Origin of the sequence: Streptomyces sp. NPDC088910, assembly GCF_044749865.1 — a bacterium.
Lineage (GTDB): Bacteria > Actinomycetota > Actinomycetes > Streptomycetales > Streptomycetaceae > Actinacidiphila.
In genome coordinates this window covers 206,078-232,455 of sequence record NZ_JBIVIV010000001.1, presented here as the reverse complement: position 1 = coordinate 232,455, position 26,378 = coordinate 206,078, and the positions used below count along the sequence as shown (strand labels likewise).

Below are 26,378 nucleotides of genomic sequence, written 5' to 3'. Positions count from 1 at the left end.
GACGGATGGCACGGATGCCCTTCAAGGGTGGCGGCGGGTCGCGGGACCGGCTCGGGGCGCGGCTGCGCGCGCCGGGCCGGTCGCTGCTCGCCACGGCCGTCGCGCTCGCCGTCGCCGCGGCGGTCGCCGCCGCCCTGACCGGCTGGTCCTGGTACGGGGCCGCGCACGACGACGACGCGGCCTTCGCCCGGACCCGCGACACGGTGCTCGCGGCGGGGGAGCAGGCGGTGCAGAACATGAACACCCTGGACCACTCCGACGTCGACCACGGGCTCGACATCTGGGAGAGCTCCACGACCGGCGACCTGCACAGCCAACTGGTCCAGGGGCGGGCCGCGTTCGAGAAGCAGGTGCAGCAGGCCCAGACGGTCAGCACCGCGAAGATCCTGTCCGGCGCGGTCACCGAACTCGACACCAGGACCGGCAAGGCCAGCGTGATGATCGCGCTGCGGATCACCGTCGAGGCGCCCAAGGCCAAGCCCGCGGTCAAGGAGAGCCGGATGCTCGGCGAACTCACCCGCACCGACACGGGCTGGAAGCTCAGCGCCCTCGGCCAGGCCCCGATGGGCGACAGCGCCGCGGACCCGTCCGCGTCCTCGCCCCCGAGCGGCGGCACCGCCACCGCGAGGCCGTCCCCGTCCACCACCGACGGCCAGTAAGCCGCCCCGCCGTCCGCGAGAGGACCGCCGCCCATGTCGACCACCCGCCACCTCATCAACCGCCAACGCCGCCTGGCGGCCACCGCGCCGCCGCGCGAGCGCGTGACCCGCACGGCGGAAGCCGCCACCGACGTCGACCCCGCCACCGCCACCGACATCCACTCCGACACCGACACCGACACCGGCCCGGAGACCGAGGCGGAGGGCGGCGGCCGTTCGGAGCGCCCCGCCCGGGGCCGCGCCGCGACCGCCGTCCGCACCCGCCCGGCCCGGCCGCCGCGTACGTCCGACAAGGCGGCCGACGTCACCGCCGACGTCACCGCCGGGACTCCCACCGGCACGGCCGCCGACGCTGAACCCGAGGCCGGGAGCGGCCCGCGCACGTGGCGCCCGCGGCCCGTCACCGTCCTCACCGTCGGCCTCGCCCTGCTGACCGTGCTGCTCGGCGGCCTCGCCGCCTGGTCCGCGGGCAAGGCGTCCGACCTGCGCGACTCGGTGGCCTCCGGCAACACCGCGCTGACCGACACCGCCCGCACCAGCGAGGTCAAAGGCACTGTCGCCCAGGCCGTGAACGCGGTCTTCTCCTACAACTACGCCGACACCGCCCGCACCGACGACGCGGCCAAGCGCGTACTGACCGGAAAGGCCGTCCAGCAGTACGCGACGATGCTCGCCCAGGTCCGCGCCCAGGCACCGGCGCAGAAGCTCGTGCTGACCACGACCGTCACCGACACCGGCGTGGAACTGCTCGACGGCGACCGCGCCCGCGTCCTGGTCTTCGCCGACCAGAGCAACACCAGCACCGCCAAGTCCGCGAACGCGGCGACCACTTACGCGGCGGCGATGTTCGCGGTGGACGCCGTGCACCAGGACGGCACCTGGAAGATCGCGAGCATCGACACCTTCGGGTAGCGCGGACCCCACGATCAGCGGTTGCGGCCAGCGGTTGGTGAGGCGCCAGTCGGCGTCCAGCAGATAGCCGACGACGGCGGGCCCCGCGACGGCCGCCGCCACGCGTGCGTGTGCCCAGGGGTACGGCTCCTCGTACGGGTACGCAGCTGTGGCGAACAGACGTACGTCTTAAGTAAGGCTACCCTTATCAAAACGCTGGCCTTTCCGCGCCGTCACCGATCAGGCGCCGCGCGATGATGAAGGACTCGTCGCGGGCAGGCACTATGGGGGAGAGGGCCCCCGCAACGCGCCGGAAATCGCGTGATGGGATGCTCGGCTCGCAATCCCGGATGTGCGTCCCCGATATGGCCAGTGGCGGGGAGCAGGTGGCCTGACCGGCAAGGATGGATGGATATGGACAAGCAGCAGGAGTTCGTTCTCCGCACCCTGGAGGAGCGGGACATCCGCTTCGTCCGCCTGTGGTTCACCGACGTGCTCGGCTACCTGAAGTCGGTCGCCGTCGCACCGGCCGAACTGGAGCAGGCCTTCGACGAGGGCATCGGCTTCGACGGCTCCGCCATCGAGGGCTTCGCCCGGGTGTACGAGTCCGACATGATCGCCAAGCCGGACCCCAGCACCTTCCAGATCCTGCCCTGGCGCGCCGAGAGCCCCGGCACCGCGCGCATGTTCTGCGACATCCTCATGCCCGACGGCTCCCCGTCGTACGCCGACCCGCGCTACGTCCTCAAGCGCGCGCTCGCCAAGACCTCCGACCTCGGCTTCACCTTCTACACCCACCCCGAGATCGAGTTCTTCCTGCTCAAGGACAAGCCGATGGACGGCGGGCGGCCGACCCCCGCCGACAACTCCGGCTACTTCGACCACACCCCGCAGAACGTCGGCATGGACTTCCGCCGCCAGGCCATCACGATGCTGGAGTCCATGGGCATCTCGGTGGAGTTCTCGCACCACGAGGGCGCCCCCGGCCAGCAGGAGATCGACCTGCGCTACGCCGACGCGCTCTCCACCGCCGACAATGTGATGACCTTCCGGCTCGTCATGAAGCAGGTCGCCCTCGAACAGGGCGTGCACGCCACCTTCATGCCCAAGCCGTTCTCCGAGCACCCCGGCTCCGGCATGCACACCCACCTGTCGCTCTTCGAGGGCGACCGCAACGCCTTCTACGAGTCGGGCGCGGAGTTCCAGCTCTCCAAGGTCGGCCGCTCCTTCATCGCGGGCCTGCTCCGGCACGCCGGTGAGACCGCCGCGGTCACCAACCAGTGGGTCAACTCCTACAAGCGGATCTGGGGCGGCTCCCAGCGCACCGCTGGCGCGGGCGGCGAGGCCCCCTCGTACATCTGCTGGGGCCACAACAACCGCTCGGCCCTGATCCGCGTCCCCATGTACAAGCCCGGCAAGACCGGCTCCACCCGCGTCGAGGTCCGCTCGATCGACTCCGGCGCCAACCCCTACCTCGCCTACGCCGTCCTCCTCGCCGCGGGCATGAAGGGCATCCAGGAGGGCTACGAACTCCCGGCCGGCGCCGACGACGACGTCTGGGCCCTGTCCGACTCCGAGCGCCGCGCCCTCGGCATCGAGCCCCTCCCGCAGAACCTCGGCGAGGCCATCACCCTCATGGAGCGCAGCGAACTCGTCGCCGAGACCCTCGGCGAGCACGTCTTCGACTTCTTCCTGCGCAACAAGAAGCAGGAGTGGGAGGAGTACCGCTCCGAGGTCACCGCCTTCGAGCTGCGGAAGAACCTCCCGAACCTGTAGCCGCAGGCCAGTGCACCATTGCTTGTGGAGTGACCCTTCGGGCGGGCGGCTGTGAGCCGCCCGCCCGAAGCCGTCTCACTTGCCCTGGGCCGCCTCTGGGCCGTCTGGTGTGGGATCGACTGCCTCATACATGCCGTCCACTGCCCGGCGGGCCCGCCCGTCACTGCTGGGCATGAGGTGCGTGTAGACGCGCAGCGTGAAACCGGGATCGTCGTGCCCGAGGTAGTGGCTCAACGCCTTGACGTTCTCTCCGGCCGCCAGCAGGACCGAAGCGTAGAAGTGCCTTAGCGCGTGCATGCCGTCCTCTCGTGAGGCGGCGTACCGCTCGCCTTCCTCCGCATCCTTGATAACGCCAGCGGCGGCGAGGGCCGGTTTCCAGGTGCGCGTATTGAAGTCGGTCCGCCGTACGGCGCCGTCTCCGTCCAACCGGGTAAAGAGCAGACGCTTTGTCACCTGCGGCCCGTCCGGGAGGAGCCAGGGGAGAGTGACCTCTACAGGCCCGTACTTCTCACTGTGGGCTTTAAGTACCCCGGCCACGCGGCGGGGGAGTGGCACGTCCCGTTCTTTCCCTCGTTTCGGCAGACCGAAGACGAGATGTCCGTTCGCCACCTTCACCTGACAGCCGACGTGCAGCCATCCCGTTTCGTAGTTGAGCGCGTCGTCGGCGAGGCCGAAGATCTCGCCCTGTCGCAGTCCGCATCCCCCGCCGACATCGACCATGGCCTGATACTGCTCGGGCAGAGCGGCCCGCACTGTGAAGACGCGGCTTGCCGTCCACGGCTGGACACGGGGCGGCATCGACTTAGGCGCGCGCACTGAGCGGGCACGGCACGGATTGGTGTTGAGGTGCTTGTCGTCCACCGCTGCGCTGAACACGGCGGAGACGCTGGAGAAGATGACGCGCCGGTACGAGGAAACCGGGAGCACCTTCTCCAGGTCGCTCACCCACTCTCGGATGTGCGAGGGCTGAAAAGAACCGAGCGGGCGGGTGCCAATGTACGGAAAGGCGTGCAGCCGGAGTTGTGTTCGTACTGAAGTACGGGTCGTGGCATCGGTGGTCTGACTCGCCAACCACTTCTCTCCGTATTGCTGAAAGGTGATTCGTCCAGCGGAAGGATCGATGTACTGACCTCGGGACATGTCCGCCTCGATCTCTGTCAGCCACTTTTCGGCGAGACGCTTTTGCCGGTCGGGGAAGCTCTTGCTCTTCTCAGTCCCGTCCGGGCCGATGTACCGGGCGCGGTATCGCATGCCCGTGCCGTAGCGGTCCGTCTTGACGCGTACGAGCTTGCCTGCCGAGTTGGGTTCGGTTTTGTACCAGCGGTCTTGGATATGGCCTGCCATTGTGTGCGACTCCTGTAGGCGTGGCGGCGGCCGGTAGCGAGCGTGTGTGCTCGCTACCGGCCGCGGTGATTCGGTGTGGGGTGTTAGGTCAGGCTGCTTGCGTCATCTGCTGGTTGATCCAGGCGCGGACCGCGTCGGGGTCGTAGCGCAGGTGCTTTCCGGCGCGGAATCCGGGCGGCCCGGTGCGCTTCTTGCGCCAGGCGTAGACGGTCTCGACGCTCGGCAGGCGAAGGATCTCTGCAAGCTCTTCGGGGTCAGGTAGTGATCGGGGAGTGCGGACACGCGAGGGTCCTCCGGTCTCCGAGCCTCTGCTCTTCTAGGTCCGCTACATCCGCTATGCCGCTACATCGCAGGTCAGCGGCATGTTTTGTGTAGCGGGGGGTGTCGGTGTAGCGGCTACGGCCGTTTCGGGGCGCGGGGCCGTAGCCGCTACATCCGGGGTCTGCGCTACGCGGATTGGGCCTGTGAGCTGGGGAGTAGCGGGAGAAGCGGTTGTAGCGGAGTTTCCGGAGCGGGCGGGCAGTATCGCTGCCACGCGTCGTGCAGATCGGCGCTGTAGTAGCCCTTGAGGACTCCGCCGGAGGTGCGAATGTTTCGCGACGTGATGGGTTCGTTGTCGGTGGTGACGTAGTCGTGCAGCATCCGCGAGAGCCGCCGGGAGTCCAGCGGCCTGCCCTGGAGATCGGCCCACGGGGCGTCGTCCAACGCGTTGAGGCGGTCGACAACGGCAATGGTCGGCAGCCGGTCGATACCGACCATGACGTGGTCGCGCAGGTCGGTCAGCAGCCGGATTCCGAGGCTTCCTTTGTCATCGACTTGGGCGGCTTTGACGAGTTGGGCGCACGCGTCGCGGGCCCGCTCGGGCCATGCCCCGCCGGCGGCGTCCGCGACGGCGAGCAGGGGTTCCCAGACGTCGGCGGGGCGGTCGGTGATGCCGTCGGGCATCTCGGGCCATGCCCCCATCACGAAGCCTCGTGCCTGCTCTGCCCACGCGGCGAGACGGTTACGCAGGGCGTGGCCCTCCTTCTCGTGCAGGCGGGCCCGGAACGGCTCGACACGCTCGTTCCGTGCCCGCCGTCGCATGCGGATGATGACGGATCGGGTCAGGATCGTGTCGGGCAGGGAGCCGAGTCCGGCGACGGCGACGGCGGTGTAGGAGGGGAACGGGGTGACGGTCTGGCTGTCTCCGACGCACCGGTAGGTGACGCCGGTCCGGCGATGCCCGGCGTTGAGGAACCCGCGAAGTTCCTCGTTGTCCCCGGCCTTGGGACCGAAGACCGTGTCGATCTCATCGAAGAGGATGGTGGGCCGACCGTCCGGGCCGGACACCGCCCGGAACAGCGCCGCCGCGGAGGCGTTGACGGCGACCATCGGCCGGGGCACCAGGGTTTCCACGATCTCCAGGGCACGGGACTTGCCCGATCCCCGTTCGGGGGAGAGGAACGCGATGCGGGGGGTGGAGTCGAAGCAGTCCAGCAGGTGGGTGTGGGCGTCCCACAGCACGACGGCGACGTAGGCGGCTTGGGTGGGGAAGGCGTTGAACCGGCGGTGGAAGGCTTCGACCTCGTTGAGCAGGTCGGCGCCGTCGTGCCCGGTGGCGGTCATGCGGCCTGCCTCCTTTCCTTCGTGGTGTGCAGTGGGCATGCGGTGCGGTGGTCGGCGTGATCCTGAATCAGGGCGAGGACATCGACCCGGCCGCGGGCGGTGACGTACCGGCCGCAGTCGCAGCGGGACACTGCCCGCGGCGGCATCTCCCAGGCGGACGGGGCGATGATGTGCAGCCATGCGATGGGGCGGCGTCCGTCTGCCGGGTGCGGGCCAGGGCGAAGGGCAGACAGGACGCCTTCGGCGGCGACCTTCGGCGCGCTAAGGCTCGTGGGCCCGCCGGCCGATTGGGCGGGGCGGAGCTGGTCAGGGGTTCGGGTGAGGCTTTTCAGAGCGGGGGGTCGTCCCGCGGCGGGCGTCATGAGGCGGCCTGCCGGGGCCGGGCAGTGCGGACGGCGTAGTCGAGGGCGCTGCGGATCGTGGTCCGGCACTCGGCAGCCGGTAGCCCGGCCGTCTCGCCCCCCGCCTGAAAAGCCGCTTCTACGGCGGTGCGGTCGAGGTCTCCCCATGCTACGAATCGGCCCACGGCCCGCACGGCGCGCAGGAGTTCGGTATTCCGGCCGCCTTCGCCGGTTGTGGCGACGGCGGTAACTTCGCGTTCGAGGACGACGGCGGCGAGCCGGGGCGCGTCACGGGCCGCCATGGGCCGCAACGGGCCCGTGGCGGCCCGCTGTGGGGGCGTCAGGGCGGTTTGGAGCCATTCGGGTAGGTTTTGCAACCGGGGAGGCGTCCATGACCGCGTAGGGGCCGTCAGGGGTCGCGGACCCGGGGGCAACGACCTGTCCGCCCCATGCACGGGTGTCGACCTTTGGGGCCAACGTGCCCGCGCTGCAAGAGGGTTGGACCCCAATGGGTGTGCGGAAGTACAGGTGTTGTCCGCCGCTGGGGGTCCGGATGCGGCGGGTGGCCGGGGCGGCGTGCCCTTCTTGTCCTTCGGCTTGGCCGTGTCGAGGTCGACCACCAGCAGGCCGGCGGGTCCGGTGGCGATGCCGACGTTGAACGGGCCCGCGGACCAGCAGTGTTCGATGCGGGCGGGGTCGGTGGTGGCGCGCTGCTCGAACGTCTTGTGTCCGTTGGTGCAGTCGCCGGTACGGGGGCAGCGCCGGTCTCCGTGCAGGGCGGGGATCTTGGTTCCGGGGCGCAGGGGGATGACGGGCCAGCCGTGTCCGGCGGCGTCCAGGGCGGCGTGCAGCAGAGCGGTCCGGGTAGCGGTCATGCCGCTACCTCCGCCGTGAAGTGCGCGAGGAAGGCGCGGCCGATGTGGGCGGTGTAGGCGGGCGGGATGCATTCGCGGATGCCGTCGCGGTTCATCCACGGCACCCCGAGCACCTGGCGGGCCTGTCCGACGCCGGAGAAGTTCCCGACGTACTGCCCGTACCAGCCTTCGGGGACGGGTCGGCCCATCTTCGCCTGCGGCGCACGGTGTTCGGGGTGGTCCGCCGGGGTGAGGGTGAAGCCTCCGCCGGTCTCGAAGTACCGGTGCCGGTAGGTGGCGATGCCGAACATGGCCCCGCACAGCATCACCGGGCCCCGCAGCTTGGGCACCGCGCCTTTGACGTTCTCCAGCACCCACGGGCGCCCGGTGGATTCGAGGGCGGCCCTGGTGGGGGCGATGAGGTCGGGGTGGGCGCGGCCTTGGATGCGCTGGCAGTCGCTGTCGTGCTGGCATGGCGGGGAGGCGTGGATGGCGTCGAACTCCGCGCCGTGTTCGCGGATGAACGCGACCGCGTCGCCCTGGACGAACTGGTAGGGGTAGCGCGGCAGGGGGTTGATGTCGATGCCGGTTACGTCGAAGCCGGCCAGTTCGTAGCCACGGGCGGCCCCGCCCTGGCAGCAGAACGCGTCCCGCAGACGCGGCCGGAACGGCCGTCGCCGCAGGGGGGTGTGACGGTTCATGCTGGTGGTCAGTCCCTTCGGGGATGTGGACCGCGGGCGGTGGCGTTTTCCTTGGTCGGGAGGCCACCGCCCGCGGGCGTGTTCAGGCGGCGCACGGCACGCAGGTGCCGAGCGAGGTGGGGATGACGTATCCGGCGTCGGTTCGGCAGGCGGGGCAGGTGCGGCGGGCGCGCATCATCGCGGCGTGAGAGCGCCAGCGGCCCGGCGTCATCGGGTGCAGGGGCCGGGCGGTGGCGGGGTCGTAGAGGTAGGCGACGCGGCGTCCGCGGCGCCAGCGGATCTCGCCGACCGCGTCGGCGCGGTGTGCGCTGAGACCGGCCGCGTTGAGCTGACGGCGAGTCATCAGGCCGTGCGGGGCGAGGCGGTAGCAATAGACGGGCAGGCTCATAGCGTCTCCATCCGGACGCAAATTTGGTGACTGTGGGTGTCGGGGAGGGAGGCGGGGGATGCTGCTCAACCCTGGTTTTTGGGGGTTTCCGCAGGTCTGCGGGGTGTGCTTCCCCGCCTCCCCCGTGGGGTTTTGGCGCAGTTCAGTGCGGGGGAGGCGGTACCGGGGAGGCGGTTGGGGAGATCTCCCCGCCTCCCCGGTACCGCCCCATCACTCTCCGTCGAACTCGGCGGCATCCGGGTGGGCGTCGTCGGTGCGGTCGGTGAGGGCTTCGCGGACGCGGTCGCGGTCCACGATCATCTGTCCGTGGGACTTGCGGATCGCGCTGTGCGGGTCGAGGACGCGCTTGAGGTCGGTGAAGGTCCAGCCGCGGTACTCGTGCGGGTTGTGGGTGATGAGCAGCCGGAGGACTTCCTGCGTCCGCACGCGCGCCTCATTGCCGAGGACGGTGAGCACGTCCGCGAGGTGATCGGGCTTCTCCCCGTCGGCCGGCAGGACGGTGGATGCGGCGGGGGTGATGCCCTCGCGCAGCGCCAGCGCCCGCGCCACCACGGGCGACACATGGTCGGTGCTGGCGTCTTTGCGGACGTAGTAGGCGCGGACCAGCTCGAACGCGTTCTTGGTGAACCCCACGGTCAGGGCGGTGCCGATGTTCTCCGCGGGGTTCAGCGTCGTGGCGGTGATCCCGGCCCGGTGCTTGCCCGTGCCCAAAAGCCCGTCGTTGGCGACGTGGTCGCCGACCGCGAACGCCACCCGGTGACTGGTGTTGCGGGTCACGTCCTTGGGGATGCTGGACGCGGTCGGGGAGACGGTGACGAACACCAGGGTGATGCCGACCTTCCGGGCCTTCTTCAGTACCTTGATGGCCAGCTCAGCCGCCTCCGGGCCGTATTCTTTGTGCTCGAACAGCTCGTGGCATTCATCGAACACCACGAGGCGGGGGCGCATGCGGGGGTCGCGTTCGGCCAGGTCACGGGTGAGCTTGACGCTGTCCCCGCCGAGTTCGGCCAGCAGCTTGCCGCGTTCGGTGACCTCGTCGCGCAGGTCCCGCAGGGCTTCGAGGGCGTCCCTGACCTGCTCGTCATCGTCGCCCTTGACCAGGGTGCGCAGCCGTTCGCGCATCGGGTCGTAGTCGACGTTGTAGGCCATGACGTAAACGTCGATCTCGACCAGCGGATCGAGCATCGCCCCGAGCAGCAGGCTCACGACCAGCGACGACTTACCTGAACCCATGATGCCGCCGACCATGTAGTTCGACGCCATGAGCTTGCCGATGACCGGTTCTCCGCGCTGGGAGACGCCGACCGGCACGCCCTTGAAGTAGTCCGCGGTGCCGTCGCTGAGCAGGGGCCACGGGGGGACTGCCCCGGACAGCGATCCTTGGTCGGCCACCCACAGATCGAGGGTGCCGGGGGCGGTGGCCGGTTCGGTCGGCCAGACTTCGACGGGCAGGCGCAGCAGGTTGTGGGCGAGCACGTCCTTGTGTTTGTTGATCATTTCGACGGTGACGCCCATCGGGAGCTGCACTTGGGAGTGCCAGCCCTTGCCGAGGCGGGTGGTGGGCTAGACCCACCGGGGTTGCCAACCGGCCTTGAATGCCTGGTTCATCGGGCCGATGCCCAGGTGCCGCAGGGCGTCCAGGATCGCGCCCTCGTCCGGGACCACGTCCCGCTGCTCCTGCTCCGATGCCGGAAGCGCCCACTGCGGTGCGGCCTGCCCACGCCGGCCGGTCTCCCACAACCCGAGGAACGCCAACCACGGGGCCAGAAACAGCGCCGGGCCCCAGACCACGGACACGATGAGCACGGCCCAGCGGATCATCTGGACGGTGAACATCACTGGGCCGATGACCAGCACCGGGTCATGCTCCGCGAGGGCCAGGACGGTGCCGAGCGCCAGCAGACCGCCCGCACCTCCGGCGGCGCCGTATACGGCGGACTTCACCAGCCGGGGCCCGGAGGTGAGCAGGTCCATACGGCGCTGGTGACGCTGCTGCCGGAACAACGCCGCGCGCTGCTCCCACTCCATCGCCACCTCATGCTGTCCCGCGGCCTCAGCCGAGCGCATCATGCGCTCGTGCCGGGCAACGGTCCGCCCGTCCCACGTGCGCTTGGCCACGATTCGGGCACCCCCGGCAACGTAGGCGGTGTGACGGACCGCGAGGCGGACACCGGTCTTGGTGCGGTCGTGGGTGATGACGTGGGCCGTCACACCCGCGGCACACCGCACACGTTCGAGGTGACGCACCCCGGCACGGGCCGCGCCCTCCTTGCCCTCCCGGGGGATGCCGGAGGGGATCACGACGCCCTCAAGCACCTCCCGCGGCGCGTCGGCGGGTATGTCGCCGGGCGTGTCCGGTTCGTTGTCGTGCTTGGTGAGGTCCGGGGCAGGCCGGGGCCGCCGGGTGTGAATGTCGATGATCTCGGTCATGCTGGGGACTCCTGCTTCCTGATTCAGGGGAGCGATGGGCCCGGACCGGCCGGTTGTCTTGGCGGATGCGCGGCCGGTCCGGGGCGAAATCACTTCTTGGCGGCCTTGTCGGCGCGCTCGCGGGCGCCGTCGATGATGCGGTCAATCCGGTTCTTCTGACGTGTCGTCAGCACGCCGCCGCGGAAGCAGGCCACCGCGGTGATACGGGCGATGTCGGCGGCTTCGCCCGCGGTCAGCGGGGGGGCGTTGGGGTGGGTGTGGACCACTTGCGCCCACCGCCCCGGATGTCGCGGTAGATGCCGTAGACGACCAGGGCGACCAGGGCGAGGGACGCCGCGGCGATGGCGAGGGCGACCGCGACGAACGCCACGGTGATCATGAGCATGGAGCCGCCGACCGCGACAGCGAGCCACTTGCCCGCGGTGCCGGACTGCTGGACCACGACCGGCGGGGGCGGGACCGGCTGCTGCGCCTGGACGCTCTGCGCGGCCTTAACCGCGGCGAGGATGAGCGCGAACTGTTCGCCCTGCCGGGCGGCTTCGACCGCGTCGGCAGAGGCTTTGCTGATGTCGGTCATGACGGTGCCTTCCGGATCAGAGGGCCGCCGCGTCCGGCTGCCGGTCGGTGTCGACCAGGTGCAGCGGCGCGGGAGCGGGAATCGGATCGAGGGTCAGACGATGCGCGTCCAGCAGCGCCCGCAACCGCGGTACGCCGATCCCGAGCGCGGCGAGTACCGCGCGCTGCGACAGCGGTGCGGACGCACCCGTGCGCAGCTCGGCCAGGTGCGCCAGCAGTTCGTCATCGGTGCGTACCGGGCGCTGCGTCCGCCCGGCCCCCTGCGCCTGCCCCGACCGCGGCCGGGACGCCGTCTTCCGCGGTGACGCGGGCGGGGCGGTGGCGGGAGCGGTCGCGGGCTGACCAGCCGAAACGGCCGCAACATCCGGGGCGGACGGGGCCGCCTCGGATGCATCCGGGACGCCGACCGGTGCGGGGTCGCTGCCGACCGCGGGCACGGCGAGGGCGTCGTACACCTGACGCATGAGCGCACCGAACGCCAGCAAAGCAGCGGTCGGCGGGACCGCGGCAACGACGTAATCCAGGGTGTGCGCACCCGTGCCCACGCCGGAGATGTTCAGCGCGATACTGCCCGCGCTGCCGGTCACGGTCAGGCCGATGGCCCACCAGTCCGTGCGCGCGGTCAGCGACGCACGCAGCAGCAGCAGTTCCCCCGCCACAATGAACAAGTCCAGCGTGGCGGGCCACGCCCACGCACGCGCCGGAGACTGCGCGAGTCCGTAGGTGGCGGCGACCGATTGCAGGTGCGCGTACGACAGCCAGAACGCCGCCATCGTCAGCGCCACGATCACCGCAGCAGCAGCAATGGTCAGGGCGCGGGGAGCGGAGGTCTTCATGCCGCACCCCCAACCGTGACCGCAGCAGCAACCAGCGGCAGCACGCCCGCAACGCAGGTGAGATCCACCGCACGCCGCAGGTGAACGAACTTGGTGACGGCGATGCGGGACAGGGCGGCGATGTGCTCGGCGCGGTCATCGCCGGTCAGATCGGCGGTGACCTGCTCGGGGGTGAGGGTGGCCCAGCGGGGGAAGCCGACCGGCCGGGCCCCGCCCAGGTTCGGGCGCACCGCCCACAGCAGCACCCCGGCAACTCCGGCCAGCAGCAGCACCGCCAGACCCCCGACCAGTCGGGCGACCAGCGGAAGGTGGCGGCCGGACCCCACGGTCCACACCCCGGCCAGCAGGGCACCGGTGAACGCCAGTAATAGCGACGCCTTCGTGTCCGTGCGGCTGAAAGCGCGCGGGTTCCCGGAATCCTGAGCGTTGGGAGGCAGGAACCTGTATGTCAGCTGATGGCTGTGGTGGTCCTGCGCGTGGGTTCGTCGTGATTTACGGGCTTTGGCTTCCCAAGCGTTCGCCGTGCCGCATCCGAGTGGCTAGCCCACAGGCCAGTGCGGGTTCGGCATACCGTCATCGCTCATGTGCGCCCGCTGCCAGATCCCGTTCCAGTTGAATGGGGTCTCCGGTACGAACCGGTGCCGCTGCCCGCACGGACATGGCACCAGCACCCACGCGCACCCATGGCACAGCTCGACCCAGCCATGCCCGGTCGAGCTCAGCACTCGCGGTCCCTCGTCCCCGCAAGCCGGGCAGCCGGGCAGATCGGCGCCGTCCAGAAGCGCGTTCTGTCGCCGGACGTACTCGGACAGTCGCAGCGACGGGTGGCGAAACGGGTCTTCGAACCATGCACGCTCCGGGCTCTCCCACCATCTCCGCAGCCACCACGGCCGAGGGTTCGGTACAGCCCGCCGCCCAGCCTGCTTCTCCGCCCGACGCTGCACGGCGTACTCCTCTGCCCGCACGAGCCACAGCACCCGCGCCTCGTGCAGTTCCTCCACCGCCCGCGCCAGCGCGTCCGGGTCCGCCTCCAGCCGTCGGGGGATCGCGGCGCTGAGCGTGAGGTGGTGGTATGTCGCCCGCAGGCCATAAGGAGCGAAAACGGTGAGGCATGTGCGCAGCGCGCTGTGCCGCCGGTGGAGGGGGAGCTGGGCGTCGTGCACGCGCGCCCGGTGGGTCAGGAAGCTGGTCATTCTGTGAGCTCTAGGTCCAGTGCCCGGGCCAAGGCGGCCGTGACGGCGGCGACGCGTGTCGGCAGGTGTTGTTCGGTCCAGGTCCCGGCGAGGCTGTGGAAGTCCCGCAAGTCCGCCTCGGCACCGGTGATGAGCGCGCGCACTTGATCCACCGGCAGTTCGATCACCGGGCTTCCGTCCTTCGCTTGGGCGTCGAGAGTCAGCCGGACGTTGTCGCCGGCACGTTCGGCCGCTGAGGACGGGTCGTGGCCGAAGTAGGAGCAGCCGGTGCCATCTAGCACCTCCTGCCAGTCCCGCCAGGTCTCCAGGCCGTTGCAGCAACCCGGCTCGACGAAGACGGTGTTGGTGACTGTGTCGGTCACCCGGAACCCGCCGGCGGCCAACAGGTCGGGCATGGTGAGCAGCCCGTGCAGGAAGGCGCCGAGCGGGTCGGTCGGGCACGGCCCGTGCTCCTCTTCCGGTTCGAAGTTGTTGCAGTCGGCGATCCGCATAACCGCCGTGCCGACTTCCGCCGGAGTCAGCTCCCCGTTCAGTACGAGGTAGCCGTACGACCCGTGCTCGCCAACTGGCCAGAGCGCGAAGTCGTCTGCGGCGAAGATCTCCAGAACGGGTCGCATCACAATCACACAGGGATGATGCCGGACCCGATGCCACACCGCCACGGGCTTTCGCTGCGGCATCGGGCTCGGCGGGTACCCGCTACCTGGGCAGTTTCGCGGTTCGCTCCGGGTAGGCGGTGCCGACGTAGCGCATGGCGGTCTGTTCGGTGATGCCGAAGAGCCGCATGAGCTTGAGTGGGTCGCCGGTGGTGAACGCTTCGTTGAGGATCCGGTCTTGGCGCAGACGGTCGAGGGTCTGTCCCTTGGGCAAGACCTTCTGCATGGTGATCCGGTGTACGGCCGGGTAGGTCGGGTCGGGGGCGGTCTTCTGGGTGACCAGCAGGTGGGGGTTGGCGCTGGTGGGCCAGCGTTGGTGCCGGTAGGTGAGCCAGTCGGCGGCCAGGGAGTGGGTGAGTTCCTCCAGGTAGAGGGTGTGTCGACGCACGCCGCGGCGCAGTTCGAGGGTTCCGCAGGCAAGGTTCAGGTCGGCTGTGAGCGCGGTGCGGATCTCTGCGGAGGGGACAGCGTGGATGGCTGCCAGGGCGATGGAGAGCCGCGCGAACGGGGTGGTGGCTTGGTCGAGCAGGCCGGCCAGCACGTCGGAGGGGACCGGTCGTGGGATGCCAGTCAGGTCGCCCACGGGCAGGTGGCGAACAAGGTCGCGGAAGACCAGCCGTTCGCGTTTGAGCGCTCGGAACAAGCTGCGCATAGCGGTAGCCCGCTGGCGGCGGACAGTCCCCTCCAGGCCGTCCAGCGTGTCCTGGATGTGGTCTGCGGTGACTTCCCGCAGCGTTGTCATGCCGGTCGTCGTCCACGCAGTGAGGACCGGCCGCAGAGTGCTCAGGTAGCGGCGAATGCCTTCCCAGCTGCGTGGCTCGTTCTCCCGGGGGCCTTGGCCGCGCAGCGCCTGCACCCATGCGGCGACCTCCTCGGCGATGGGTTGCGGCAGCGTGGCCAGCACCCTCTCGATCCAGGCCAGATCGCGGTCCTGGTGCAGTCTCGGATCGTTGACGAGTAGGCCACGAGTTCGCAGGAACTGGCAGACGGGCTTGGCCGCGAGATGCGTGTCGAGGCGGGCCAGGTCGTGGACGTCACGCTCGTGGAAGGCGTTCTCGACTCCGAGCCAGTAGCTCAGGATCGTGAGGGTGCGAATGTTCTTGTTGGAGCCTGTCCCCTCCTGGTCGCGGCGTTGCTCGGCGAAGTCGTCCACGAGCGCTGTCGCTGCCTCGGTCAGCGGCAGATCGGCAATGGGGCGACCCCGTAGTCGCGCCAGCACCGGTGACCAGTCACGGCGCATTGTGAACAGGGCCTCCTGTCCCGGGCCAATCATCGTCGCGGGCGTCACGCCCACGGGCACCGGCAAAGGCTCGCTGGCCTGTGGTGACAGGCCGGGTTCGCCTGGGACGGCGGGCAGGTCGATCACCAGCTGCGTGGCAGCATGCCTGCTCCGGTCGCCGTCACGGTAGGGGTGGCAGGCACGGCAGTGGCCGGCGCTCAGCACAAGCCCGTCCCCGCCGCAACGCGCGCATTGCCCTGGCTGCCGGTGGCGGCTCATGCGCCAGTCTCGGCACGACCCGCAGCGAAATCCCGCATGCGGACTCTCGGCCATCCAGGCATGGCAGTCGCCACAGGAGCGCGATGCGAGCCGCAGGTCAGAGACTGACTCGCTGACCAGTAGGCCCGCGCCCAGAAGAACAACGCAGACCACGTCACCGGACTTCGGCAGCTCCCGCAGCAGCCGTTCACACGTCAGCTCGGCGCCATCCGCTTCGCGCAATGCCAGCGCGAGCTGGACCATCTCAGCGACCCAGCAGCGCCAGGCCTTGCTCATGCGACGTTCGGCAGTCAGCGTCAGCAGCACAGTCTCGGCCTTATCCCAGCCGGACAACCGCCGGCCGGCGAGGGCACGGGCTGTGTCGCGGGTCAAGGTGCGTGGCAGGGCGAACAGGGGTAACTGGCCCCACACCTGCGGCTCCAGCACGACCGACTGGTTGCGCTCTATCGCACGCTGCCTGTTCAGTCTGCGCTTCCACCCGGCCCTCACCCCGCGCCCGCCGCTCCGGCTGAGCACGATTGGACTGGCCTGGCTGGCGTAGTGGCGGTGGGTGCCAACGGTGAGCTGGAGGGCACGCGGCCCAGCTCCCGGGATGCCCAGTGCCCATTCCGCATCGTCCTCGGCCCGGATGGCCTGCAGGCAGGGCTTGCACAGGCCGTCGGATCCCAGGTGCGCATCATGCTGGCACCGCGGGCAGGTTCCGCGTACCGGATGTGCTCGGGCGAACTTCTCGCAGCCGGAGCAGGAGCGTGCCGTCAGAACCGACCAGCCCAGGCACAACGAGCAGCTGCGTGCGATCCCTTTCCCCCTGGTCATGACCGTTCCTCAGCTCGGAGGCAACGAACGCGGCCCGCGTGTCGGGCGCGAGCGGGGGACCGGCCTCACCGGCCCCACCGGATCATGGTCGGTACCGACTACGGCCTGGCCGGAGTCTTCGTCCGGCCGCGTCGCGACGAGCGGTTCGGCCTGGAGAAGATCGCCGACCGTGCAGCCGAGCGCCGCGCACATCAGGTCCAGGTCGTCCAGGCGGACCGTGACCGGCTGACCGCCCCACAAGGCAGCGACCTTGCTCAGCGAGGGGTTGAACCCCACCCGCTGGAAGGCCGCCAGCACCTCACTAGTCCGCCACAGGTCGCGCTGGGCGGCGACCATCCGCAGATTCCACTTCACCGCAGGTTCCCCTTGTCCATCACCACCCGTTGGGCCGCCCGGTCGCTGGCGGCCAGGTTCGCGTGCTCCGGGTCGGCGTGCGCGGTCGACATGTACCGCAACGTCGTGGTTGCCCAGGCGTGCCCGAGGACCTTCTGCACCTCCCACAACGTCATCCCACGCTCGTAGTTGTGGGTCGCGCAGGCGTGGCGCAGCAGGTGCGGAAACAGGTCGGTGACCGGACCGGTCAGGTAAGCATCGGCTGCGGTGTGCAGAACCTTGCGGAATGCTGAGGGGCCAATCGCCGGCGCGATCGGCAGGTTCAGCGCCGCCACCGCGGTGGGCCTGCGCTCCGACGGCCACAGCGGCGCCTTCGGGTGCTCGACGTCGTCGCCGAACTCTGCGCGGACCTCCTCGATGTACCACCACAGCAGAGCCCGGCCCTCCTGGAACAGGTATGCCTCGCGCGGCCGGGGCCCCGACCCGCCCGCGCCCTTGCCCAGCACGACGAATCGGCCCCACTGGCCCGACTCCCAGTGCAGGTCCCCCATGGATACCCCGCACAACTCGTTGGCTCGGACGCCGGACAGGTAAGCGACCTTCGTCATCACGTAGTCGCGACAGGCGACCAGGTACTTACGGGCATTCGGCAGATCCTCGCGCCAGCGGCCAAAGAAGTCCCGCATCGCCGTCTGCGACGGCGGGATCCGCAACCCGAAGTCGCCGCGGTGCTGGGGCCGGTTGAATGAGTCGATCGGTGACTCGACGCCGTGCCCGAAGCGCCGCATGATCTCACCGGCGTAGCGCTGTTCGAGGAACGCGAAGTAGGCGTCGATCTTGCCGAACTTGGCACGCAGGGTCGACGGCGCCCGCTTGCCCGCCCCGGCGAAGTACCGGTCGATCTCGCGGGACGAAAGATGCCAGGGCACCGTGCCGTAGTACTCGCAGACCTCGACCACCGGCTTGATGAGCCCGTCCAGAGTCTTCGGCGCCAGACCGGCCGCGTCGCGCGCCCATTGGTACTCGGACAGAGTGTCGAGGAAGGCTCTCCTCGTCCTGCGCCGAGACTCGGGCCTGGCGCCGCCGCTGGAGCGTGACGACGTCCGCGAGGCCGGACTCGACCGAGACCACCGCCGGATCGACCGACGTCGGTGGCGGTACCGGGGTTCACGCCCGGTGGCTGGTGAAGGACGGCTACGACGTCGACCTGATCGACCCGGTTCCCCGCCACGTTGAACGGGCAAGCGCCGTCTGCACCGCCATGGAAGGCGACGCGCGGAGCCTGCCGGCCGCCGACGGAACGTATGACGTCGTGCAGTTGCTCGGCCCCCTGTACCACCTGCCCGACCCGGCCGACCGGCATACGGCGCTCGCGGAAGCCTGCCGTGTTGTACGCCCCGGAGGTCTTGTGGCCGCGGCCGCGATCAACCGCTATGCGTCGCTCTTCGAGCACGCGGCCCTTGCCCACTTGCACACTGAGCGGATGCAAGCGTCCATCACCGAAATCTTGAGAACGGGCACCTACGATGGCAAGCGCGGCTTCACCATCGCCTACTTCCACCGCGCCGAGGAACTAGCAGTGGAATTGAAGGACGCAGGGTTGAAAGGTGTCGAGGTGTTCGGCATTGAGGGCCCGGCGTGGTCGCTCCTCAAGGCGCAACAGCACGCGCTGGGCACCATGCCGAGCGAAGACTCGGTTGCGTCCGCCCTCGCAGCCGCACGACTGGCCGAGTCCTACCCTGAGCTGCATGCATCTAACTCGCATCTACTCGCGGTCGGACGGGCATCCTCATGACTTTGTTGGGGCTACAGCAGTTAGACTACTCCTTCGGGCTGCTCGGCATTGAGATATCGAAACGCCTCCCTGTTTGCGATTTTAAATGTAGTTGCATTTGCTTAAGAGTGTGATCGTTAGTTGGTGTTAAAAGTACGATATGGATCGTGCCATCAATTGACCTAGCTACTCTGTACATGTCCGGAGTGAAGTGGTAGTCGAGCATTATTCGACTGATTTCATCGCTTTCAATCTCCGCCAGATCTGCCAGGTAGTCAGGAGCACTGGGCCATCTACCTGGTCTATTGCCGCTACGGATGTATCCCGCGAGATCATTTAGTCGGCGATCCTGCTTTCGTATGAGAATTGTTAGCTCGCTGAACATGTCTTGGGCAGACCGCTGTTGCGGCTTACCTTCGGGGGTTGAATTCCTGATTTCGTGCAACGCGCCATGCAGGTCCTGCCAGCTTTTCTCAAATACTCTTTTTAGTCGAGCCTCGGAAACCTGGCCCGATTCTAGCTCTGTGTTAATATCGGACAACAGTTTCAGTACATCCTCCTGGGATGTACTGTCTGTCGCTTGAAACTGAGATAGTGGGCCCGTCAAGTCTGCCACACCTATGTCGACAAGAAACGGAAAAACAAAAGACTTATCTAGCTGTTTGGAAAGCGCCCCGGCTTCAAAGTTCAACCATTGGGAATCCTGATTCTCGGGTGTAACGCATATGATGCCGAAGTTCGCCCCCTCAAGGCTGCTGGCCACGTGCGAGAGTGCCCTGCTTCCCTTGGAGACGTCTTGAGAGGACACCCATGGATCCACTGCCTGAATGACGTCAGGGAGCCAGGATTTCAGCGTTTCCGCCACCTGTTGAGATCGCTGTCCCGACCAGCTCAAAAAGACTTTCATCTGTTCTTACCCTCGTCGACTGTTAGAGTACGTTCTCCGCAGCTCATCGTGCGCTCGTTTAAGATTCTTGTAAGAGTCCCTCACGTAATGCACAAAATCGCCCCCTGGGTGCTTCACAAGTGGGGTGCTGTCGAGGTTACCTGAAGCCCATTCTGCAACCGTCATCTCGTAAGCGGCGACGTGCGAGCAAAAGTTGAGTACGGCGTCGGGGACTGTGTCTTCAATAATGAGATCCCCGTGCTTGATTATTGCGTCCCGCATCAATTGGGCGGATGGTAGAAAAACATTGATCACCCATCTTTTCCAAAGCTCGCTGTCAATTTCCGTGAGCTGACCCAGAGGGAGTCTTGATGTGCTATCCGGAAGGTGTGTGCTCTTGAATCTATCCCAAGTCCTTTCATTCTCTTCTGAAAGAATAAACAGCGGGCCGTACAACTCGCGGAGCCGGAGTGTTGTCCATTCTAACTCGGCACTGTGTTTTGCTTTCAATGCCTCGCTTCGTATGTTCAAAACGTAAGCTAATATTGCCAGGGTTAGACTGGCGCAGGCTGCTGCAAATGCCGCAATGATATTGTCTCCTGGAAGGTTCGGGTCTTGGGGGGCTTGTGTTGGAAGTGAGTGGGCGATTAAGGCTAGCGCTCCAAGCGCGCCGTGGGCGTGTTTTTGCAGAACTGCACAGAACGAGCCAAGGGGTGCATCTCGGCGCGGTTGACTCGCCGGGCATCCACCCACGGGACCGGCGGTCACACCCAGCACCGAGTGTCTGTTCGTCGGGCCGTCTGCGGGCCGTGCGACGTCCGCCAGCATCAACCAACGACGACCCTGCGCGACCACGGCCGGGCAGGTCAGAATGGGGGAGGTCGACAGAGAGGCAGGTGAGGCAGATGAGGCACAACTTCCTGCGCAACAAGAAGCAGGAGTGGGAGGAGTACCGCTCCGAGGTCACCGCCTTCGAGCTGCGGAAGAACCTCCCGAACCTGTAGCCGAGAGGAGCTGCTCGGCCTGCGGGGTGCGGCGGTAGTAGACGCGGTGGCCGTGGCGGGTCCGGGTGAGGAGACCCGCCCGGTGCAGGCGCGTGAGGTGGTAGGAGACGGTCGACGGGTCCAGGTGGTGGAGCTCGGCCAGCTCCGTGGTGGTGAGGGGGCGGCCCAGCGACAGCAGCAGGCTGTGCCGGGTGGCCCCCAGGACGTCGGCCGCCGGGTGGCCGCCCTGGGCGGCGCGGCGGCCTGACGGAGCGCGGGGCACCGGATAGCAGAGCATCGTGTCGTGCTGGAACATCGGGTCGAGGCCCGGCGTCAGGTCCCCGGTGACGGTGGGGATCATGACGACCGCCGGGGCGTGCGGCACCGTGGTGCGGAACGGGCTGCGGACGGTCAGTGTGCCGTCGTGCCAACCGGTGTCCGGATGCAGGGAATCCAGGACCGCGCCGGTTCCCTGCCGGGCCATGAGCTGGGAACGGGCGTTGATATCGGCTTCGAGGCGGCCGAGGATCACCGGCCAGCGCGCTGCGAGTGTGTGGTTCCACAAAGCGTGAAGTTCCTGAGCCGCTTTCTGGACGAATGCGGTTTCCCCCCGGTCGAGTTGGCTCAGGACCGGCGCGGGCAGCTCGGTTCCGGGAAAGCCCTGACCGGCGAAGCCCGTGGTGAACACGGTGATTTCCTGCACCAGCCGGGTCGGCGCGAGGGTGGCTATCCGGTGGAGTTCGTCATCCAGGCTGGGCGCGAACCGCGCGGGCGCGGGGCTGATGAAATCCGGCAGCCACACCTCGCCCTGGAAGAACCCCGCCAGCAGGGGCATCTGCCGGTCGTGCAGCAGCCGCGGCAGCGCGCCGAGCCGTTCCCCGCGGCGGGACGACCTCATGGCGGTGGACAGGACACCGAACAGTTCGACCATCGGTGAGATGGCGAACCGGGTCCTGGCCAGCTCGGCCGGGCCCAGCGACAGACGCAGCATGATGCCTTCCCGGACGGATCGGGCGGACGTCCGAACCGCCAGCCAAACATTGGAACCTCATCCAATCAATGGCAATCCCGGCCAACGTCGGCGTCTACTTGGGGCTGCCCGGAGAATCGGTGCGCGTTTACGCGCGACCGTGAACGGCAATGCGTCGGCACGGCTCCGGGTGCGGAATTCGGTCAATTCCTGCGAACAAGGAGGCCCTTGAGTATGCGTATCGGAAAGCGGACGGTCACCCTCGCGGTAAGCGGCGCGCTGCTCGCCGGCACGGTCGGCTTCGTGGCCGCGTCCCCCGCCCAGGCGGTGGACTGCAACCTCCCCCCGGTGGGCGACATGTGCCTGCACATCCACAACACGGACACCAATACGTGGTACTGGCTCGGCCCGTGGAACGCCTGCGCGGTCCACAACATCGCCATCGACGAGCAGGCCACCTGGATCAACAACAACCAGGTCGGCGGGGTGCGCACCACCTTCTACTACGGCCGCGACGGCAAGAACCCCATCGGCAGCGTCGCCCAGGACTACTCGGGCCGCCCGCCCGGCTACACCGACAGCGACCTCTCCTCCGCACAGTCCGTCCGCGTCTGCTGACGCCCCCCGAGGCGGGGCCGCCCCGGAGGACGTCACCTCCGGGGTCAGGGCAGCCAGGCGGGGGCCAGGGCCGAGGGGGTGAGGAGGCGGGGGGCGCCGGTGCCGTCGGCGGGGGCGGTGTACAGGTCGGAGCCGTAGTCGCCGGGGAGGGAGTAGACGACGGTCGCGTTGTCGGACCACACGGCCTGGTCGTCGACGCTGCGGGTCTCGGCCAGCGGCCACTCGCGCGAGGTGGCCAGGTCGAGGACGTAGAGGCGCCAGGGGGCGTCGGCGGGCAGGCCGGGCACGCGTTTCTTGAAGGCGATCCGGGTGCCGTCCGGGGAGAGCGACGGGCACTCGACGTTGGTGCGCAGCGTGGTGACGGTACGGGCGGCGACGTCGCCGCGCACGAGGTAGGTGTGGCCGCCGGTGGCGAGCGTGGCGTAGAAGTGCCGGTCGTCGGCGAAGGTGACGCCCCAGAAGTTGATATCGGCGGCGCGCACGCGGCGCCCGTCGCGGGTGACGGCGTAGTCCTCGAGGGACGACTGGAGGGTCCCGGTGCGGGTGTCCAGGATCGAGGTGCGGGTGGAGAAGTCGGTGCCCGCGTACGAGTCGCCGCCGACGAAGACGGTCCAGGCGGCCATCCGCCCGCTGGGCGAGACACGGGCGCGGGTCGGGATGCCCGCGAGCGGCACACGGCGGGTGGCGCGCAGCGCCGAGTCCAGGACGACTGCGTCGTACGAGTCGTTGACCGCGCCGCGCTTGGCCTGGAGGCAGATGCCGGTGCCGCCCGCCGCGTAGAAGCGCAGGCACTTCACGCCGGACGCGACGCGGGGCCCGGTCGGCGCGGAGGCGGGCACCGAGGCCAACTCGTCGCGGTGCGGCCCCCACGCCATGGAGCGGAAGACGATACGGGGGCCGCCGGCGGCCAGCGAGACCGTACCGGCGCGGACGGCGGGGCCGCCCGCCTGCACCTGGTTCTTCCGGTCGGCCCGGTCGGCGGCCCGCCAGACCGCGACCCCCGCCACGCACGCCAGCACGGTGATGCTGGCCAGCAGCACCAGCAGCCGGTTGCGCATGCTCATACCGCCCTCGACCCGCCCGCTCATGCCGTCGCCTCCGGCGCCGTGGGAGTCCGTGACGGCCGCAGCCGGACCGACAGCGCGACGCTCGCCGTCAGTGCCAACGCGGCCCCCGTCAGGGCGGATTGGTCGCCCCACGCGGTCCACGCCGCCCCGAAGGCTATGGAGCAGAAGAAGCGCGCGGCGGCCTGCCCGGTCTGTACGAGCGCGAGCCCGCTGGAGCGCAGCGCCGCCGGTACGGAACCGGCCGCGGCCGCCATCAGCACGCCGTCCGTGGCGGCGTAGAAGGCACCGTGCAACGCCATTACGGCGTACGGCAGTACGCCCGCCCGCAGGTGGGCGAGGAGCAGCCCGTACGCCAGGAGCAGCGCGAAGTGGCCGCCGACGAAGACCCGCCAGCGGCCGACCCGGTCCGCCCAGCGGCCCAGCGGCACGGCGAGCAGCAGGAAGGCGGCGGCGGTGCCCAGCGGGAGGAGCGCGAACCACCGGTCGGGGACGCCGAGTCGGCGTTGCAGCAGCAGATAGACGAAGGAGTCGCTGACGGTGGCGAGCCCGAGCGCCACCGCGCACAGCGCCAGCCCGCGCAGCTCCCGCCGCCCGAGCAGCCCCACGGCGGCCCGTAAGGACGGCCGGTCAACGTCCTTGTCAGGCACGGGAGTTGACCGCCGTACGCCCGACGGCACGAACAGCAGCAGCACGACCACGCCGACCGCCGCCACACAGAAGCTGACGGTGAAGACCGCGTCGTATCCTTCCGCCGCCTGACGGAGGATCAGGAAGGCTGCCAGCGGCCCGAGAAGCGCCCCGGTGGTGTCCATCGCGCGGTGCACACCGAACGCCCGGCCCCGCGACTCCGGGGGCGCCGACAGCGAGATGAGCGCGTCGCGCGGCGCGGTCCGCAGACCCTTGCCGGTGCGGTCGACGGCGAGCACCGCGCCGATCAGCGGCAACGTGTGCACGGCCAGCAGCAGCGGCTTGCACAGCGCGGACAGCCCGTACCCGAAGGCGGCCACCGCCTTGTGCCGCCCGCCGCGGTCGGCGAGATGACCGCCGACCAGCCGTACCACCGCGCTGAATCCGTTGTAGACGCCGTCGAGCAGACCGAAGCCGAGCGGGGAGAGCCCGAGCCCGGTGACCAGGTACAGCGGCAGCACCGCGGTGACCATCTCCGACGACACATCGGTGATGAGGCTGACCGCGCCGAGCGCGAGCACCGTCGAGGTGACCGCGGACGACCGCCCGGGACGCGGGCCCCGGGCGGTCGTCGGCGCTGTCGTCGGGCTGTCCGCCGCGCTCGTCGGTGCGGGTGTCGCGGGCGTGCTGCCGCGGCTCTCGCTGACGTACATCGGTCAGTTGGTCCAGATGCCGGTGATGTCCGCGGCGGACGCGGCGTTGCCCGCGTGCCCCGAGGTACCCGCCAGATCCTCCAGCGTGCGCAGCAGGTTGTAGTGGTTGTAGTTGGTCGCGGACGAACTGCCCGCGGTGACCGGCTGACCGTAGAAGACGGTCGGAATCCGGTTGCCGCTCAGCGAGTTGTCCTCGTCGAAGGTCACGACCAGCACGCTGTTGTGGGTCTTCGCCCACGTTGCGTACGCGCCCAGGTTGTTCTTGATCCAGGTGTCGCCGGTCGCCACCGAGCAGTCGTGCATGTCGCTGCACAGATTCGGTACGACGAAGGACATCCGCGGCAGCGTCGAGTAGTCCGTCGGGAACTGCGCGAAGGTCTTCGCGGTCGACGTCGGGACATTGCCGAAGCCGAACCACGGGTTGTGCTTCTGCGCGTAGTTGCCGCTCTTGCAGGTCGTCGAACCCTGGCTCGGCAGCGTCTCGTTGTAACTGCCGAAGGTCTTGCCCGCGGCGATCACCTCGGAGCCGAGATTCGCGGCCGAGCTGAAGCCGATCTTCACGCAACTGTCGTCCGTCACGCCCTGCGTGGACCCGGAGAACAGCGCGTAGTAGTTCGGCTGGCTCGGGTGCGTGATCGCGTGGCTCTGCGTGAGATTCGCGCCGCCGGTGGCCAGCGAGTTGATGTACGGCGCGCTCGAACTGCCGATGACCTGGCTGTACGCGTGGTTCTCCATGACCACCACGAGGGTGTGGTCGGGGGTGGGCACAGAACCGGCCGCGTGCGCCGAGCCGCCGAGACCGGTCCACAGACCGGCGGACGCGGCGGCGAGGCCGACTGCGGACAACAGAGCGGTGCGGCTGCGGCGGGGCAGAGTCCAGCCGTGCACGGCGTACCTCCGGTAGTGGGGGGAAGGACGAGGAACCGCTGTACATGACAAATTTTAGGAGCCGTGCCGCGTCAGGGCGAGCGGGCGCCGGGTGAAATGAAGGCGAACACCGAGGTACGGCCTGCCGCCGGCTCCCACAACTCTCCTGCCGGGGACACCGCGCCCCCAGCCCCCACCGGGCACCCCCGCCGCCACGCGCCACGTCCCGCGTGTGCCGGGCCCCACGGCCGAGTCCGTGATCTCCGCCCGCGCCGTGCGGGGCCTCCGGCCGGGAGGGGGGTGGTGTGGTCGGTGAGTCGGCGCTGCGCGCGCGCCGCGTGGTGCGGGTCGTGCGGTTGCGCCTGCGGCGCGGGGGCCTCCGGCCGGGAGGTGGGGTGTCGCGGTCGGCGGGGCGGCGCTGCGCGCGCCGTGCGTGCGGGTCGTGCGATTCCGTCCGCACGGCGGGGGCCTTGGGTCGGAGGCCGGGGTGGTGCGGTTGCTGGGGCGGCGCTACGCGATCCGTGCGGTTCCGCCCGCGCCGCGGGGAGCCTCCGGCCGTGCGGGCGGGGTGTCGCGGTCGGTGGGGCGGTGCTGCGCGCGCGCAGCGCGGTGCGAGCTATGCGGTTGCGCCCTCACCGTGCGGGTCGTGCGGTTGCGCCCGCGCCGTGCGGGCCTCCTGCCTTGGCCGCTTGCGGCAGCTCGGACGACTTGGTCGCGTCCACGCCCGTGCGGGCCTCTTGTGCGCTGGGGCGGGGCGGTGGATGGGGTCGTGTGCGGGGCGCGGGATCGGGGTCGGGTGGGCTGGTGGCCGCACTCCGGCTACCGAGCCCCCCGCAGGGGGTTACGCTCAAACCGAAGCCTTGATCGATCCGGGCTTGCGCGGGACCGTTCCGGGGTACGGGACACGCGCCACCGCGAAGCCAAACCAAGCCAAACCAAACCAAGCCAGTCGAGCGTCACCCCGCCACACCACATG

At 69.1% G+C, this 26,378-nt stretch carries 27 protein-coding genes and 2 pseudogenes; 6 read left to right on the top strand and 23 right to left on the bottom strand.

Annotation, left to right across the window (positions count from 1 at the left end; translation table 11 throughout):
* Positions 1–5 precede the first annotated feature (5 nt).
* The 3 genes from ACIP4Z_RS01005 (at position 6) to ACIP4Z_RS00995 (ending at position 3,326) form a co-directional block, all read left to right on the top strand.
* On the top strand, positions 6–659 hold the full coding sequence (locus tag ACIP4Z_RS01005) for a nuclear transport factor 2 family protein (RefSeq protein ID WP_401304008.1): 654 nt from the start codon (positions 6–8) through the stop codon (positions 657–659).
* A 33-nt stretch (positions 660–692) separates the two neighbouring features.
* Positions 693–1,571: a hypothetical protein gene (locus tag ACIP4Z_RS01000; RefSeq protein WP_401304005.1), complete on the top strand. Its 879-nt coding sequence runs from the start codon at positions 693–695 to the stop codon at positions 1,569–1,571.
* 393 nt (positions 1,572–1,964) lie between these two features.
* Entirely contained in the window at positions 1,965–3,326 is a 1,362-nt protein-coding gene (locus ACIP4Z_RS00995; RefSeq protein ID WP_188279782.1) for a glutamine synthetase family protein, read from the top strand.
* Between the two features lie 75 nt (positions 3,327–3,401).
* On the opposite strand, the gene ACIP4Z_RS00990 is transcribed toward ACIP4Z_RS00995, so the two are convergent.
* From ACIP4Z_RS00990 to ACIP4Z_RS00905, 18 genes and pseudogenes are all read right to left on the bottom strand, one after another.
* Entirely contained in the window at positions 3,402–4,670 is a 1,269-nt protein-coding gene (locus ACIP4Z_RS00990; RefSeq protein WP_401304002.1) for a tyrosine-type recombinase/integrase, read from the bottom strand.
* An 88-nt stretch (positions 4,671–4,758) separates the two neighbouring features.
* Positions 4,759–4,896, bottom strand: a complete 138-nt coding sequence (locus ACIP4Z_RS00985; protein ID WP_401305007.1) for a helix-turn-helix transcriptional regulator — start codon at positions 4,894–4,896, stop codon at positions 4,759–4,761.
* 221 nt (positions 4,897–5,117) lie between these two features.
* Entirely contained in the window at positions 5,118–6,275 is a 1,158-nt protein-coding gene (locus ACIP4Z_RS00980) for a DUF3631 domain-containing protein (RefSeq protein WP_401303999.1), read from the bottom strand.
* A 629-nt stretch (positions 6,276–6,904) separates the two neighbouring features.
* Entirely contained in the window at positions 6,905–7,171 is a 267-nt protein-coding gene (locus ACIP4Z_RS00975) for a bifunctional DNA primase/polymerase (protein WP_401305005.1), read from the bottom strand.
* A 53-nt stretch (positions 7,172–7,224) separates the two neighbouring features.
* A pseudogene (locus ACIP4Z_RS00970) lies at positions 7,225–7,491 on the bottom strand (bifunctional DNA primase/polymerase); the annotation flags it as partial.
* Positions 7,488–8,171 (bottom strand): SAM-dependent methyltransferase, encoded by a 684-nt coding sequence (locus ACIP4Z_RS00965; RefSeq protein ID WP_401303997.1) that lies wholly within the window; start codon positions 8,169–8,171, stop codon positions 7,488–7,490. The pseudogene ACIP4Z_RS00970 and the gene ACIP4Z_RS00965, both read right to left, overlap by 4 nt.
* Before the next feature lie 82 nt (positions 8,172–8,253).
* Entirely contained in the window at positions 8,254–8,559 is a 306-nt protein-coding gene (locus ACIP4Z_RS00960; RefSeq protein WP_401303994.1) for an RRQRL motif-containing zinc-binding protein, read from the bottom strand.
* 210 nt (positions 8,560–8,769) lie between these two features.
* Positions 8,770–10,056, bottom strand: a complete 1,287-nt coding sequence (locus tag ACIP4Z_RS00955) for an FtsK/SpoIIIE domain-containing protein (protein WP_401303991.1) — start codon at positions 10,054–10,056, stop codon at positions 8,770–8,772.
* Positions 10,057–10,122: 66 nt separating this feature from the next.
* Entirely contained in the window at positions 10,123–10,989 is an 867-nt protein-coding gene (locus ACIP4Z_RS00950) for a hypothetical protein (protein ID WP_401303989.1), read from the bottom strand.
* A gap of 89 nt (positions 10,990–11,078) precedes the next feature.
* Positions 11,079–11,255: a DUF6257 family protein gene (locus ACIP4Z_RS00945; protein WP_401303986.1), complete on the bottom strand. Its 177-nt coding sequence runs from the start codon at positions 11,253–11,255 to the stop codon at positions 11,079–11,081.
* Entirely contained in the window at positions 11,222–11,566 is a 345-nt protein-coding gene (locus ACIP4Z_RS00940) for a hypothetical protein (RefSeq protein WP_401303983.1), read from the bottom strand. Before ACIP4Z_RS00940 ends, ACIP4Z_RS00945 begins: the two co-directional genes overlap by 34 nt.
* A gap of 16 nt (positions 11,567–11,582) precedes the next feature.
* Positions 11,583–12,401 (bottom strand): DUF2637 domain-containing protein, encoded by an 819-nt coding sequence (locus ACIP4Z_RS00935; RefSeq protein ID WP_401303980.1) that lies wholly within the window; start codon positions 12,399–12,401, stop codon positions 11,583–11,585.
* Positions 12,398–12,727 carry a Pycsar system effector family protein gene (locus tag ACIP4Z_RS00930; protein ID WP_401303977.1) on the bottom strand — a complete coding sequence of 110 codons (330 nt, stop codon included), beginning with the start codon at positions 12,725–12,727 and terminating at the stop codon, positions 12,398–12,400. Before ACIP4Z_RS00930 ends, ACIP4Z_RS00935 begins: the two co-directional genes overlap by 4 nt.
* 213 nt (positions 12,728–12,940) lie before the next feature.
* On the bottom strand, positions 12,941–13,594 hold the full coding sequence (locus ACIP4Z_RS00925; protein ID WP_401303974.1) for a hypothetical protein: 654 nt from the start codon (positions 13,592–13,594) through the stop codon (positions 12,941–12,943).
* Positions 13,591–14,211, bottom strand: coding sequence for a hypothetical protein (locus tag ACIP4Z_RS00920; RefSeq protein WP_401305003.1), 621 nt, complete (start codon positions 14,209–14,211; stop codon positions 13,591–13,593). The genes ACIP4Z_RS00925 and ACIP4Z_RS00920 overlap by 4 nt, the downstream gene beginning before the upstream one ends.
* 82 nt (positions 14,212–14,293) lie before the next feature.
* A complete protein-coding gene (locus tag ACIP4Z_RS00915; protein ID WP_401303971.1) occupies positions 14,294–16,174 on the bottom strand; it encodes a hypothetical protein in 1,881 nt (626 codons plus the stop codon).
* A 399-nt stretch (positions 16,175–16,573) separates the two neighbouring features.
* Positions 16,574–16,918 carry a helix-turn-helix domain-containing protein gene (locus ACIP4Z_RS00910; RefSeq protein WP_401303968.1) on the bottom strand — a complete coding sequence of 115 codons (345 nt, stop codon included), beginning with the start codon at positions 16,916–16,918 and terminating at the stop codon, positions 16,574–16,576.
* Complete coding sequence (locus tag ACIP4Z_RS00905) at positions 16,915–17,856, bottom strand: tyrosine-type recombinase/integrase (RefSeq protein WP_401303965.1); 942 nt, start codon at positions 17,854–17,856, stop codon at positions 16,915–16,917. Before ACIP4Z_RS00905 ends, ACIP4Z_RS00910 begins: the two co-directional genes overlap by 4 nt.
* Positions 17,857–17,990: 134 nt before the next feature.
* Between ACIP4Z_RS00905 and ACIP4Z_RS00900 the strand changes: the two genes are divergently transcribed.
* The gene (locus ACIP4Z_RS00900; protein WP_401303962.1) at positions 17,991–18,692 is read left to right on the top strand and encodes a class I SAM-dependent methyltransferase; all 702 of its coding nucleotides are present in this window, start codon (positions 17,991–17,993) and stop codon (positions 18,690–18,692) included.
* Positions 18,693–18,717: 25 nt separating this feature from the next.
* Here the strand turns inward: ACIP4Z_RS00900 and ACIP4Z_RS00895 are convergent, their stop codons facing one another.
* On the bottom strand, positions 18,718–19,578 hold the full coding sequence (locus tag ACIP4Z_RS00895) for a TIR domain-containing protein (protein ID WP_401303959.1): 861 nt from the start codon (positions 19,576–19,578) through the stop codon (positions 18,718–18,720).
* 896 nt (positions 19,579–20,474) lie between these two features.
* On the opposite strand from ACIP4Z_RS00895, the pseudogene ACIP4Z_RS00890 reads away from it, so the two are divergent.
* Positions 20,475–20,561 (top strand): annotated as a pseudogene (locus ACIP4Z_RS00890) (glutamine synthetase); the annotation flags it as partial.
* Here the strand turns inward: ACIP4Z_RS00890 and ACIP4Z_RS00885 are convergent.
* A complete protein-coding gene (locus ACIP4Z_RS00885; RefSeq protein ID WP_401303956.1) occupies positions 20,521–21,531 on the bottom strand; it encodes an ArsR/SmtB family transcription factor in 1,011 nt (336 codons plus the stop codon). The pseudogene ACIP4Z_RS00890 and the gene ACIP4Z_RS00885 sit on opposite strands and share 41 nt — an antisense overlap.
* 213 nt (positions 21,532–21,744) lie before the next feature.
* On the opposite strand from ACIP4Z_RS00885, the gene ACIP4Z_RS00880 reads away from it, so the two are divergent.
* The gene (locus ACIP4Z_RS00880; RefSeq protein ID WP_355334424.1) at positions 21,745–22,128 is read left to right on the top strand and encodes a hypothetical protein; all 384 of its coding nucleotides are present in this window, start codon (positions 21,745–21,747) and stop codon (positions 22,126–22,128) included.
* A gap of 44 nt (positions 22,129–22,172) precedes the next feature.
* Here the strand turns inward: ACIP4Z_RS00880 and ACIP4Z_RS00875 are convergent, their stop codons facing one another.
* From ACIP4Z_RS00875 to ACIP4Z_RS00865, 3 genes are read right to left on the bottom strand one after another with little or no spacing between them, the layout of a single operon-like run.
* The gene (locus ACIP4Z_RS00875; protein WP_401305001.1) at positions 22,173–23,192 is read right to left on the bottom strand and encodes a TolB family protein; all 1,020 of its coding nucleotides are present in this window, start codon (positions 23,190–23,192) and stop codon (positions 22,173–22,175) included.
* 20 nt (positions 23,193–23,212) lie between these two features.
* Positions 23,213–24,535: an MFS transporter gene (locus ACIP4Z_RS00870; protein ID WP_401303953.1), complete on the bottom strand. Its 1,323-nt coding sequence runs from the start codon at positions 24,533–24,535 to the stop codon at positions 23,213–23,215.
* Between the two features lie 3 nt (positions 24,536–24,538).
* Complete coding sequence (locus ACIP4Z_RS00865; RefSeq protein ID WP_188279784.1) at positions 24,539–25,423, bottom strand: alkaline phosphatase family protein; 885 nt, start codon at positions 25,421–25,423, stop codon at positions 24,539–24,541.
* Between the last annotated feature and the right edge of the window lie 955 nt (positions 25,424–26,378).